Here is a 13312-nt window from a genome sequence, read left to right on the forward strand (position 1 = left end):
AAAATAAAAATTGCAATCCTGTAACCCTTTTGTTATAATTCTACATACGGTCAAAAAAGACCGCCTCTATTAGCGCAGAAAAGCGCTAAGTAAAACACAATCACAACATAGTTAAGAAGATATTGTTAAACATGACAATCTATAAACTTTATGTAATGTAATTGTAATTTTACAAAGCAAATTTCTAGTGTATAATAGAGACACAAGAGGAACATGACAACTAAATAAAACCAAAAGGCGATATTTATTTGTCGACCTCTATATAGTCGAGATAGTTCAGTCTCGGCGACAAAAGTTTGAGACTTTTGTAGAATCTACAAAATTTTTAAGGAGGTCGAAAGACAAATGAACAAGAAAATTATTTCTCTAGTACTAGCACTAGTTATGGTACTAGGAACATTCTCAAGTGTCTTCGCCGAAACAACAAAGAAAGCAGAAGCTAAAAAAGCTGAAGCTGGAGAAAAAGTTGAAAAAGTAGTTGGAAAAGATAACAAAATCCAATACGTAATCGACAAAAAACTTGTTGAAGGCTACGAAGACGGAAACTACGGACTTGATAAAAACATCAAGAGATCCGAAATCACAAGATTACTTGTACTTGCTAACGGTAATGAAGAATTAGCAAAACAACTACAAGGATCAATGAAAATCTACTCTGACGTAGATGCTAAGCACTGGGCAAACGGAGTTATCTCAGTAGGAACTACAGTTCCATCTGATGCTAACGGAATTGCTATGCTAGCAGGATATCCTGATGGATCATTCAAGCCAGAAAACGACGTAACTTACGCTGAATTAGCTAAAATGCTAGTAGTTCTTGTTAAAGAAGACCTAACAGCAGACATGGTTAAAAACGCTAAATGGGCAACTTCATGGATGACATGGGCAGCTCAACTAGGAATTCTTGACGACGTAAACGTTGTTGATTCTAACAAAGCAGCTAACAGAGCAGACGCATTCACTATGGTTTACAATGCTCTATATGCAATGAAAGAATTCAAGAGAGTTCCAGCTAACGAAACAAGAGGTATTGTTTCTAACCTAACAAACTCTAAACTTACTCTTAACCAAGATAGCGAAAAAGAATACACTATCACTGGTGATACAGTAATCGTTGATGGTATTAACGTTAGAAAACAAATCGTTAAAGTTAACAGCCTTAACAACCTTGATCTTTACAAAGGATCTCTAGTAAGAATCCTTACTAACGACAAGAACGAAGTAACTCACATTATCGAACTTGGTAACCCAGAAGTGCTTGCAAGAACAGACAAAGAAGGAGAACTTCTTGACACTGACAACCACATTTGGGAAGGCGTTGCTGACGCTACAGTAGAAACAAACTACTACAAGAACATTGAATCTCTAAAAGATCTTGACCAAAAGAAAGTTGACGGAGCATATGCTACTGTAACTCTTAACGGTTCAAAGACTAAAGCAGACTATATCAAATTCCACAAAGCTAATGGAAACGAACTAGCTAACCTAAAAGTTAACGACAAAACTGAAATCTATGTTGCTAACCCATACAACAACATTATGAGAGAAGTTAAAGACATTAATGAAGCACTTTCATTAATCGGTTTCCACAACTATGGAAAAGACTACAAGATTCCTAACGTTTATGCAGGATTCGACACAGATAATCACAAATCAGCTGTAAAATCTTTCGATTCTGAAAGAAGCACTGCTAAAGTTATCGTATTTAACGTAGTATCTAAAGACAACGATGGAGACAGATACAGAGTAATTAACTCTTCTTCTTCTAAGTTCTCTTCTACTCTAGAAGATACTGATGGAAAACTTTACGACAGAGACAACGTTCTTAACAAAGCTAACTTCCCACTAAACTACGGTGACCTACTTGACGTTATCGAAACTCGTGGAGACGTTATCGACAGACTTCTTGACCACAGCGATGAAAAAGCATTCCCTGTAGTTAAAGTTGCACAAATCTTTGACAACGATGAAATCCAAGTTGAAGACAGATTCGGAAACGAAACTCTTCTTTATGTTGGCGATGCAGACATCTTTAACGCTAAACAATACAAAGATTTAGCTAAGGGTGACTATCTACAATTCACAGCTAACAACAAAGATGCTAGAGACATCGAAATTGTATCAATTCTTGATGATTCAAAAGACACAAGAGATTTATTTGATAAATCTGGTTCTGTACTAAACGTAGTACAAGGAATTGAAGATCACACTGTTGTTGGTACAATCAAATGGGTTGGAGAAAAACAAGTTGAAATTAAGATCGAATCTGACAACTGGGATGCAGGTCTTAACAACACAACTAAGACTTACAAAGTTGACAGAGAACTTGCAGATGCTCTAAAAGCATATGTTGGTAAAGATGTTAAATTCAAAGCTGAAAACAAAAACTTTGAAAATGACGTTAGAGCTTATGACTTCATGTTAAATGATGGCAAAAATGTTCTAATCGCTCCAAAAGCTAACAAGAACTTAACTGAACTTGAAAAAGCTGTTCTTAAGTATAAGGAAGAACAAACTTCTACAAAAAATATTGATACAGTTATTGATGCTGTAGAAAATGCAACTTTCGCTGAAAAACAAGCAGCAAAAGAAGAACTTAAAAAATACTTTAACGAAAAAGTAGTTCCTGCTACAGAAGCAACTAAAGATTTCTATAGCAAAACAGTAACTACTGAAGATGAAGTAAAAGCAGCTAAAGAAGAAGTAGCAAAAGCTCAAAAATTAGTTGATGAACTAATTGCTTCAAAAAATAAAGTAAATCTTCAAGCTAGAATTGATAATCTTAACAAGAAAATCGAAGCAGCTGAAAAAGCATTAGCTAAGACTGAAAAACAAGATGCATATGACAAATATGTAGCTGCAATTACTACTGCATTAGGAAATGTTAAATATGACAAAGTAGAAAATGCAAATGTAAATGCTGAAAATATTAAGAAAGCTGTTAAAGCTGACCTTGATAAAGTAACTGCACCAGCAGGAGCTTCTTATGAAATCAAAGAAGTTAATGCAGCAACAGAACAAGTAACTGTTAAAGTTAATTCAACTGAATCAGTTGTTACTTTAGCTGCTGATGTTACAGAAACTGTAACTGCAAAATAATTAGTCTAACTGATTAAGCTTTAAAGATAAAACCTGAGAGGAAACTCTCGGGTTTTTCTTTTTGTACATATATATTTTTTTGGTAGAATTAGGGCAGAGGGAGTTGATATGAAAATGTGTGAAAATATTTTTTATTTTTTAAAGCTACATGGATTTTGTTTTCTTATAATTGTTTCATTAATTATTTTCATATTTTGTAAAAGTAAAAAGAAAGACTCAGAAGAAAAATGTAAAAGTAAACCTATCTGTGACTTTATAGAATCCTATTGTATCTACATATTCACTCTCATTATTTCAATTTTGATCTTGTTTATTTTTCTTTACTATAATTCAAATATTTTAAAATTAATACCAGACAACAAGATAGGAGAGTCTTTGGGCTTAATAATGTCAGCTCTTATTACAGTGACTGGTGTCTTTGTCGGCTTTTACTTTAACAAGAAACAAACTTACAAGGAGATAGTGACTAGGGAGAGGATAGAGTGGTTACATAAGATGCAAAAAGCCCTAGCAGAGTTCTTGGCTATCACTAGCAATCCTAAGGTAACTAATAGGTTTAAGGATAAAAAAGATAGGGCAAGGGAACTCTATTACCTAATCATTAGCAACTTAAATGTGAAAGAAGATAAAGAAAAGAAGAAAAAGAATGAGAATAAAAATGAACGTGATGCTGTAGAGCTCTTGTATAATTACGCAAACTTAAAGGGACTAAATGTTGAATTGAACTTTGTTAAAGATGAAGATAGTGAAGAGAATAAAGATTCTAATGACACAAAAAGTATTGATGAGTTAAGAAAAGAAATAATAAGCAAGTACACAGAAATATTCAACAAAACATGGAATAGGATAAAAAACGAAGCAGATTGAGGTCTGCTTTATTTTTTCTTTAAAGAAAGTTGGAAAGAGGTTTTTTTAAAAGCTACGCTTTTATAATTGCTCTTGGAGGGGATTTATACCCATTCGGGCACGAGTGGCTTATTCGATGGCCCTTACCTGTGCCTGCGTGGCATCCCATCCAAACCTCCCCTGACCACCCCCCAACGACCTAGCAGGGGCTCGGCCCATTAATACGCAAAAAGCCCTCCGACTATTAAATAGAAGAACACAAATTGTCGCAAGCTCCAATTTGCGAACTGACCTACCATCAATTTGCTTTGCAAATTGGGTAAGGTCATGTCAAACTTGCTCGCTAAAAACTTTTATAAACTTAAAATAATTTACCAATAGAGTCAGAACTACCTGGCTCTCTTTTTTATTTGCGAGCTTCGCGTGAACCTAATCAACTCAAAGTTCGCTACGCTCCTTTTCGTTGTAAGGTTCATCGGCTGAGCAATAAATTGCTCAAGCACATTGAATTTTTTTACGGCTGTCTTGCCTTACGGGGTTTTTCTCCTTAAGTTTACGGTTTTACCATTACACGAATTCAAACTTATGTTGAGTTACTTACCAATGCTTAATAAATTGAATAAAGTTTAAAACCAATAGAAGCTTAGTCTGTATCGATTAGGCTTCTTTTTTTTATTACTTCATAATTATTTGTGAAGTTCTATTTTTCTATGACTTAATAAAAAACTCTGACGTTATAACAAAATATGACCCAATAAAAAAGTGTGAGCTTGGAATTTTTTATGAACTCACAACTAGCTATGACCTAATAATTAAATGTGAGCTTGTAATTTTTTTGTGACTTCACAACGAATTACAACTTTATACTCAAAAAATGACCTAATGGAGCGCCCCAGCTTGTTGAAGTCTTATAAGGTCATAAACTTTGCCAATAAGCTAAACAGTTATAAGATTGTAAGCAAAAAGTTCGGAGACGTTAAAAAAATTTCACTGTTCGAGCGAGCGAAGTGAAACGTAGCGAGTAGTTTGAAATTTTTAGTCGGAGGGCTTTTTGCGTATTAATGGGCCGAGCCCCTGCTAGGTCGTTGGGGGTGTTAAGGGGAGGTATGGAGGGGATAAGGGCGAATCGAAACGCCCTAAATCCCCTCCATAAGATAAATAGTAAAGCCCAGCTTTACAAAAATTTCTTAAAGAAAACTTCTTTAAGTCCCCTCAATAAGAAGAATCAAAACCTTAGGTTTTATGAAATTTTTTAAAGACAAAATCTCTTACATAAAAAAGATAAATAGAAGCCTTAGGCTTTATAAAACACCTCTTTAAAAGCGAAGCTTTTACCATAATTTTCAAAAGATTCTTTTCCTATTTTTCTATAAAGAAAATAAGTTTAAACAAATGATTGACAAGCCAAAACAAAAGTTCTATAATATTTTCAAGAATAAAAAAAAGGAGGAGTGGTAAATGGAATTTTTTGAAAAGGAAGATGTGAAAGTTATTAGAGAAGATAATTTTAATAATGAAAAGAATATTGAAAGTGAAAGTTTAATTAATGAAAGATTTGTGACTAGATCCAAGGACTCTAATTCTTTTGATAAGTTTAAGGAGAATGGAGATTCCAAAAGGCCTGGGCCTTTTGAAAAAACTTCTTATGATGATTTTAACAGGGTCCTTAGGTCCGCCCTTGTCGGCGAAGAAAGAGCCAGGGCTAAGATTCTCCATATGCTAGACCCCCTCATTAGGTCTTCTATTAGGAAGTATTGCCCAGTTTATTCAGAGTTTGAGGATCTTTATTCTGATGGCAGGGTCATGGTCCTTGTTTGTCTCGATGATTTTGACGGGAAGAGGTCCTTCTTGAAGTACGTCAAGGAGTTTTTGAGATACACTTATCTTAATAATTATAAGTACCTGACTAATGTGGAGATGGATATTCACGATGATGATTCTGATGAGGAAGGCCAATCTATTTTGGATTCTCTCGATGCTGGTGTGGATATCGAGGGGGACTTTTTGGAGTCTGAGGAGTCAGCCCTGGTGAGGGCTGCCATGAAGTCTCTCACTCCAAGGCAGGAGACTGTTGTAAGGCTCTTTTATTATGAAAGGCTAGGTCTTAGTGAGATTGCAGATTTTCTTGGCATTTCTAAGTGGACTGTGGTAAACCTCAAGCGAACTGGTCTTGAGAATATGCGTAAATTTATTTTAAATTCTTATAAATAGGAGGTGATTTTATGTTGATTGAAAAGAAACTCATTCGTTACAACTATATGAAGAGACAGGGTCAGGCAAGGCCAAGGTATATTGTGGTCCACGACACTGGCAATCCTAATGTAGGTGCTGATGCTATCGCTCACTACAGGTACTTTAATGGTGGCAACAGGCAGGCTTCTGCTCATTATTTTGTGGATGACAAGAGGATTGTGGAGACTGTTGAGACTGCTAATGCTTCTTGGCATTGTGGCGATGGTCATGGCAGGTATGGGATCACTAATTCTAATTCTATTGGGGTGGAGATCTGCATCAACAGGGACGGCAATTATGAGTCTGCTCTTGAGAATGCTAGAAAGATTGTTAGGTTTCTAATGGATTTTTATAATATTCCCCTTGACAGGGTGGTAAGGCACTTTGATGCTTCTCACAAGATTTGTCCCCGCTCTATGTCTGATAACAATTGGAAGAAGTGGTGGGAATTTAAGGCTTCTCTATAATTTTTAAAATTTTTTAAAATAATTTCATTTTACCCTAGCAACTTTTCTTATTTTATTCTATATAGATAGTAGGAGGTGAAAATAATGGCTGTTCAAGTTAAGGAATCTAAGCTAATGCTAAAGTCAGTTTTTACTGATGAGTCTTCTGGCAAGGCGAAGAAGAGAACTGTAACAATCAGTGGTATTAACTCTGAGGCTTCTAAGGATAATTTATATAAGCTTTCTGAAGACCTCAACCCTATTGTTGAAGGTGACTTTGCTACTTCTTCTCTAATTACAGAAGAGATTTTAGGAAAGGTTGAATAAGACTTGGTCTTGTTCTTGTAGTTATTGTTTTGTGAGATGCTGGAGCGTTTCACTGGTATGAAAGGAGAATTTTATGAAGGAAACTAAATCACTTAGGATAAGTTTTACTGATGAAGGCGGAAAGCCTTGGACTTTAACTATCTCAAATCCTCAAGAGGGTATTGTTGAGACTGATGTAAAGAGGGTAACTGATAATATCATAAACAACAAGTTAGTCTCAGGTAAGCTAGGTCTTATCAAGACTTATAATGGGTCAGTGATAGTCACTAGAAAAGAAGAAGCTCTTCAATAAGGTTTGTTATGATGGAAGATTTAATAGCTAACATTTCAAACATTGGCTTTCCCATTGCCATCTCATGTTACCTCTTGGTGAGGTTGGAGAAAAAGATGGAGGAGCTAAAGGAAGTTATTGTGGACCTTTCCAAGGCCCTTGAGGATATTGGGAAGTAGGGAAGGGATTCGAGTTTAAGAAACTCGAGGAAAGAGGTTTTTGGTTTATTTTGGAAAAATAATTTAAAACTCTGGAAAGAATTCTTTTATGGGTTCTTTTGTATTTTTGTTTTATTTTGAAAAAATAATTTAAAATTTTATTTTTATTTTATGTAGGAATTTAGATCAAGCTTTGGCTTGGTTATTTTTTTGTCCTTTTTTATAAAAAGGGAGAAAAGTTTTTTCTTTAATAAGGTTTTTGTAAAGCCAAGCTTTACTATCCCTTTTCCGGAGGGGGTTAGGACCTTTCGATTGGTCCTGCTTGTGCCGGATGGTACCCCCTCCGGGCCACCCCCAACACCTTCAACGACCTGGCAGGGGCCTTTGCCAACAACCCCGAGCGGCAGCCATCCTAAAAATTCAAAACTTGCTCGCTTCAAGTTGTTTCAAACAAAAACTAATAATCAATAGAGTTAGAAAGTCCTGACTCTATTTTTTATTTGCGAGCTTCGCGTGAACCTAATCAACTCAAAGTTCGCTTCGCTCCTTTTCGCTGTAAGGTTCATCGGTTGAGCAATAAATTGCTCAAGCACATTGAATTTTCTTAACGGCTGTCTTGCCTTATGGGGTTTTTCAACCTTAGTTCACGGTTTTACCCTTACATGACTTCAAACTTATGTTGAGTTACTTAACAAAACGTAATAATCTAATTTAACTTCCGAATTAAAAAAAGCTTAATCAGTAAAGAATTAAGCTTAATATTTTTATAAGTTTTTATTCAATTGTGAGCTTTGCAACTGTGATTCCACTTATAGAAATTTAAAACTTTAGGCTTTAGAAAGACTTCTTAAAATAAATCTTTACAATAACCTTTCTTTTACAAACTTTTTAAACTCTTCTTTTCCCATATCTCCACTAGCTACCTTAAGTCCGATTTCAATAACATCCTTATTGCTCAAACTATGTTGAATTTCATTGATTTCTAATAAGTACAAAAGCACCATAACTCCAATTCTTTTATTCCCATCGATAAAACAATGATTTTCTATAAGTGAATATGAAACCTGAATTATCTTATCTAATGTAGACGGATAAAGCTCCACTTCATCATAAGTTTGGAACACACTCTCGACAGAAGATTTAAGTAAGTTCATTTCCCTTATTCCATAAGATCCACCATAGAGAAATATACTTTTTTCTTGAAGTTTTATAACTTCATCTACATTAATATAAATCATTTTGCCAATTCCTTAAAAGCTTCATCATATTTAGTCATAATGCTATCCGCAATTTCATCTAAACTTTTTGAAGCTCCTAAATCGGTTTGATTCAAAGTTAGATTTAAAGGTAAGGCTTGGTCTCTCACAGATTGTTTAATAAACATATTAATTGCTGAAGAAACATTTAAACCCAATTGGGAAACCAAATCGTTAAAAGAATCCTTATCCTTATTATCAATACTAATAGTTAAATTTACTTTAGACATAACATCAGCTCCTTAAGGTAATTATACTTATATTACACATATTTTTCAATGTAATATAATAAAAAAAGAAACTTAATAAATTTTATCAAGCTTCTTCTTTTTATAATTTTCTATTTAGTTATGAGCTTGGCAATTGTGCCCCAGCTTGTTGAAATGTTATACGGTCTTAATGTTTGCCAATAAGCGAAATAGTTATAAGTTAGTAAGCAATAAGTTCGGAGAAGTTAAAAAAATTTCACTGTTCGGACAAAGGTCGCGAGTGAGTTGACATGACCTAACCCAATTTGTGAAGCAAATTGCTGGTAGGTCAGTTCGCAAATTGGAGCTTGCGACAATTTGTGTTCCTATATTTAATAGTCGGAGGGCTTTTTGCGTATTAGTGGGTCGGGCCCCTGCCAGGACGATGGGATAGGGGGGAGGTTTAAGGATCAGGGGCCTCGCCTGCCCCTGGCTCCCCCTCCTTATAAAGAATATAAAAGCGTCAGCTTTTAAAAACTTTTATATTGATTTCCTAAACCCCCTCCGGATAAAGAATAGTAAAGCTTGGCTTTACAAAAACCTTATTAAATAAATCCTTTTATCAAAAAATTCTTAAAGAAATTTTCTTTAGTTCATTGGTACTACTTTTAACTCTTTAGAGACTTTATTAAGCACCTCGCACCCATCTTCTGTTATCAAGACTAAATCTTCTATCCTAACTCCAATTCCTTCTTCTAATAGATAAATCCCTGGTTCTATGGAGAAGATTTGTCCTACTTCTATGAGGCTATCGTTTACTGATGAGACGTCGCCTTCTTCATGGCATTCTAGTCCTATGGAGTGGCCTGTCCTGTGAGTAAAGTATTTGCCATAGCCTTTTTCTTCTATATAAGATCTTGCGGCCTTGTCCACGTCTGACATCTTGTTGCCAGGCTTTGCTGCTGCAATTCCTCTAAGGTTGGCTTCTTTTACTATTTCATATATTTCTCTGGCACGGTCACTTACCTCTCCAATGAAAACTGTACGCGTCATGTCTGATGCGTAATTTTTATAGATTCCTCCAATGTCAAGGACTACACAATCACCGACTTTTCCCTTAGTCTTGTCTGTGGAGTGGTGGGGGTCTGCTGCTGATCTTCCGTAGGCTGTGATTGGTTCAAAGGAAACTTCTTCTACTCCGTTAGCCTTGTAGATTTCCTTTAACTTTTGGGAAAGTTCCTTTTCGCTTAGGCCCTTCACCACCCAAGGGATAAGTTCTTCCATGACCTTGTCGTTGATGGCAGAGGATTCACGCATCAATTGTTTTTCTTCCTCGTCCTTAATTCTCCTCACATGGTCAACTATTGTTGATCCATTTACATATTTTTTGTCTGGGAAGATCTCTTGTAATCTTAGTAGGAACTTTGCAGACCAAAATTTGTCGATTCCTATAAGTTCGTCATCTTTTATAAACTTGGAAAGTTTTTCGATTCCGTCTTCTATGTCGTTGTAACAAATAAAGTCCACGCCAGCCTCTTCTTCTTGAGGGAAGAGCTCGTTGATAAGGAGTTTTACGTCCCCATCCCTGTGGATGTAGAGGGCAAGGGCTCTTTCGCCTGGCTCAATCATCTTGTCTAGGAGATAAAAAATTGCGTAGGGATCTGAGATTATCATGTGGTGAAGATTTTCTTCTTCCATTTTATTTATAAGTCTATAAATTCTATTCTTGTGCATAGTGTACTCCTTTTTCTTTTTTTTAAAATATATCACAAATTTCTCCATATGACTATGGGGAAAAGAATTAGTCTTTAAGAATCTAATAAAAGATTTAATCTTTAGAATCTTTTTCTAAAACCTAAGGTTTTAAGTTTCTATAAGGAGGGGGTGCAAGGGGCGGGCGAGGCCCCTTTCCCCCTCCTTAAACCTCCCCCCTATCCCCTCGTCCTGGCAGGGGCCTAAACCATTAATACGCAAAAAGTCCTCCGACTAAAAATTTCAAACTCGCTTCGCTCAAACAGTGAAATTTTTTTAACGTCTCCGAACTTTTTGCTTACTAACTTATAACTATTTAGCTTATTGGCAAAATTTACAACCCTATTAGACTTTAACAAGCTGGGGCACTCGATCAGCTCACGGCTTAAACCAAAAGTTAAATTTTGTAGTGAAGTTGTGAAAAGTTATCACCCTACAACTAATTATCAAGTCATAATTTCTTAAGAAGTCATAAAAAAATACAAGCTCACATTTAATCCTTAAGTCATAGTTTGTCACGAAGTTATAAAAAAATACAAGGTCACAATTAAATAGAAATTTATAAAAAGATAAAGCTTAACATTTTATTGTTTAAGTTTTTTTAATGAAAGATTTATTAAGATTGTTATGTTTTGTTAAGTAACTTTACATAAGTTTAAAACCATGTAGAGGTAAAACCGTAAACATAAGGAGAAGAACCCCGAAAGGCAAGACAGCCGTCAAAAAATTCAATGTGCTTGAGCAATTTATTGCTCAGTCGATGAACCTTACAAGGAAAAGGAGCGTAGCGAACTTTGAGTTGATTAGGTTCACGCGAAGCTCGCAAATAAAAAAAGAGTCAGGTGGTTTCGACTCTATTGATTATTAGTTTTTTGCTTGAAACAATTTGAAGCGAGCAAGTTTTGAATTTTTAGGATGGCTGCCGATCGGGGTTGTAGGCAAAGGCCCCTGCCAGGTCGTTGGGGGTGTTCAGGGGAGGTTTGGAGGGGATGCCACGCAGGCACAGGTAAGGGCGATCTAATAAGCCACTCGTGCCCGAATGGGTATAAATCCCCTCCAATATGAAACCGTAAAGCTCTGCTTTACAAAAGTTTTTTTAAAAGATGAAATCTTTATAAAGCAATCTAAAGCTTTAGTTTTTAAAGACGAAGTCTCTACTTATAAGCTTCACGATGCCCCTAAGCCCCTCCAATAAGACATATAAAAGCGTCAGCTTTTAAAAACTTTTTTTTAAGATTTTACAATTTTATAAAAATAAAAAAATCTGTAGTTTCCTACAGATTTTTCTCATTGTACGCTTTAGTATGAATAAACCACCAGCTATGCTGGTGGTAGGAAAATAAGCTTTAGCTTCAAGCAAAAAACCTCCCGTGATAAACTATTAATGTTACTGGCAGTAGCATAAATAGAAAAGGGAGGTATCCTAAAATGGATAAAAATAGTTTATCACATACATCATGGAATTGTAAGTATCACGTAGTATTTGCTCCAAAATACAGAAGGCAATTAATATATGGAAGATTAAAACAAGATATAGGAAAAATATTAAGAGATTTATGTGATAGAAAAGGAATAAATATAATAGAAGCGGAATGCTGTCCAGACCATATCCATATGTTGTTGGAAATTCCACCAAAATACAGCATATCTCAAACGATGGGATATTTAAAAGGAAAAAGCAGTCTAATAATATTTGATAGGCATGCAAACTTAAAATATAAATATGGAAATAGACATTTTTGGTGCAGAGGATACTATGTAGACACAGCAGGAAAGAATGTGAAAAAGATACAAGAATATATAAAAAATCAATTAAAAGAAGATTACATGGCAGATCAAATAAGCATTAAAGAATTTGTTGACCCGTTTACGGGTGAGCAAGTAAACAAAAGCAAAAAATAAGGTGCTTTAGCACCAGCTGTGAAAATTGGTGCACGAGAAAGAAAGTTCGAAGCATGGAATGCTGCCGGTAACAGCCCCTTATAGGGGCAAAACAAACCACCGGCTCAGCCGGTGGTTATGATTTTTTTAATTTTGTGTAAGTTCTCTTATTACATTTTCTACTTTTGATGGCATGGTAAATTCGTGGTCGCCTGGTTGGAAGCTAGCGACTCCCAATCTATTGCATTCTTCCACGAAGGCCTTGTCTGATTCTATGGCTCCTAGGTCAAGTAGCTTTTTGCCTACTTGGGCAGGTCCTTCGCCTTCAGCTATGTTTAGCTTGTAAGTCTTGAGTTCAATGCCTGCAATTTCTGCAAGGATTTCTTTTACCTTCATGTCCTTGTCAAACTCATAGGCTCCTGGGACAATCTTGTCCCCAATTTGCATATCTTCTGCAAGGTCCTTATAAGTTGCCATGTCTGCGATTAGACCCTTGGAAATTAAAAGTTCTCCAAGGCTATCTAGATTTGTTCCTTCAGGAACTGTAAAGGTATTTACATTTTCATCTTCTTCGTCTTTTTTATCTTCATCCAATAGGACAACGGGCTTAACAGCTTTTTCTTCTCTTAGGCCTGTTGCTACAAGGATCTCTCCATAAGTTTTTTTAACTTCGTCAACTATTCCAATTTTTATATCTTTTGTGGAAATTGAATTTAGGTAAAGGGAATCCATCCTCCACTTGATTACAAAAATTAGGAATAAGAAGAAAAGTATTGATAATAAAACTTGGCAGAGTTTAATAAAAAAGAGCTTGCCTTTGTTAAAATTATTCAAAATAAACCTCTTTTCATCATGT

The 13312-nt window shown here is 35.5% G+C and carries 13 protein-coding genes; 8 read left to right on the top strand and 5 right to left on the bottom strand.

Features of this window, described 5'->3' with window-relative positions; genetic code table 11:
• Positions 1-345 precede the first annotated feature (345 nt).
• The 7 genes from I6I93_RS06710 to I6I93_RS06740 all read left to right on the top strand — a co-directional run bounded on the left by I6I93_RS06710 (position 346) and on the right by I6I93_RS06740 (position 7400).
• Positions 346-3099, top strand: coding sequence for an S-layer homology domain-containing protein (locus I6I93_RS06710; RefSeq protein ID WP_112889916.1), 2754 nt, complete (start codon positions 346-348; stop codon positions 3097-3099).
• Between the two features lie 375 nt (positions 3100-3474).
• Positions 3475-3966, top strand: coding sequence for a hypothetical protein (locus I6I93_RS06715; protein ID WP_146740970.1), 492 nt, complete (start codon positions 3475-3477; stop codon positions 3964-3966).
• A 1437-nt stretch (positions 3967-5403) separates the two neighbouring features.
• On the top strand, positions 5404-6156 hold the full coding sequence (locus tag I6I93_RS06720; protein WP_112889919.1) for a sigma-70 family RNA polymerase sigma factor: 753 nt from the start codon (positions 5404-5406) through the stop codon (positions 6154-6156).
• Between the two features lie 11 nt (positions 6157-6167).
• Positions 6168-6644 carry a peptidoglycan recognition protein family protein gene (locus tag I6I93_RS06725; protein WP_112889920.1) on the top strand — a complete coding sequence of 159 codons (477 nt, stop codon included), beginning with the start codon at positions 6168-6170 and terminating at the stop codon, positions 6642-6644.
• Positions 6645-6728: 84 nt separating this feature from the next.
• The gene (locus I6I93_RS06730) at positions 6729-6950 is read left to right on the top strand and encodes a DUF1659 domain-containing protein (protein ID WP_112889921.1); all 222 of its coding nucleotides are present in this window, start codon (positions 6729-6731) and stop codon (positions 6948-6950) included.
• Between the two features lie 73 nt (positions 6951-7023).
• Positions 7024-7242 (top strand): DUF2922 domain-containing protein, encoded by a 219-nt coding sequence (locus I6I93_RS06735; RefSeq protein ID WP_112889922.1) that lies wholly within the window; start codon positions 7024-7026, stop codon positions 7240-7242.
• 11 nt (positions 7243-7253) lie between these two features.
• Complete coding sequence (locus I6I93_RS06740) at positions 7254-7400, top strand: YvrJ family protein (protein ID WP_083315543.1); 147 nt, start codon at positions 7254-7256, stop codon at positions 7398-7400.
• A gap of 143 nt (positions 7401-7543) precedes the next feature.
• On the opposite strand, the gene I6I93_RS06745 is transcribed toward I6I93_RS06740, so the two are convergent.
• From I6I93_RS06745 to I6I93_RS06760, 4 genes are all read right to left on the bottom strand, one after another.
• Positions 7544-7819, bottom strand: a complete 276-nt coding sequence (locus I6I93_RS06745) for a hypothetical protein (protein WP_112889923.1) — start codon at positions 7817-7819, stop codon at positions 7544-7546.
• 420 nt (positions 7820-8239) lie between these two features.
• Positions 8240-8617: a type II toxin-antitoxin system death-on-curing family toxin gene (locus I6I93_RS06750; protein WP_112889924.1), complete on the bottom strand. Its 378-nt coding sequence runs from the start codon at positions 8615-8617 to the stop codon at positions 8240-8242.
• On the bottom strand, positions 8614-8865 hold the full coding sequence (locus I6I93_RS06755) for a type II toxin-antitoxin system RelB/DinJ family antitoxin (protein WP_112889925.1): 252 nt from the start codon (positions 8863-8865) through the stop codon (positions 8614-8616). The genes I6I93_RS06750 and I6I93_RS06755 overlap by 4 nt, the downstream gene beginning before the upstream one ends.
• Before the next feature lie 606 nt (positions 8866-9471).
• Complete coding sequence (locus tag I6I93_RS06760; protein WP_112890576.1) at positions 9472-10557, bottom strand: M24 family metallopeptidase; 1086 nt, start codon at positions 10555-10557, stop codon at positions 9472-9474.
• A 1446-nt stretch (positions 10558-12003) separates the two neighbouring features.
• Between I6I93_RS06760 and tnpA the strand changes: the two genes are divergently transcribed.
• The gene (tnpA, locus tag I6I93_RS06765; RefSeq protein ID WP_112889581.1) at positions 12004-12477 is read left to right on the top strand and encodes an IS200/IS605 family transposase; all 474 of its coding nucleotides are present in this window, start codon (positions 12004-12006) and stop codon (positions 12475-12477) included.
• 126 nt (positions 12478-12603) lie between these two features.
• Here the strand turns inward: tnpA and I6I93_RS06770 are convergent, their stop codons facing one another.
• Complete coding sequence (locus I6I93_RS06770) at positions 12604-13290, bottom strand: endolytic transglycosylase MltG (protein ID WP_112889926.1); 687 nt, start codon at positions 13288-13290, stop codon at positions 12604-12606.
• Positions 13291-13312 lie beyond the last annotated feature (22 nt).

Source organism: Peptoniphilus harei, from assembly GCF_016726485.1.
Taxonomy (GTDB): Bacteria; Bacillota; Clostridia; order Tissierellales; family Peptoniphilaceae; genus Peptoniphilus_A; species Peptoniphilus_A harei.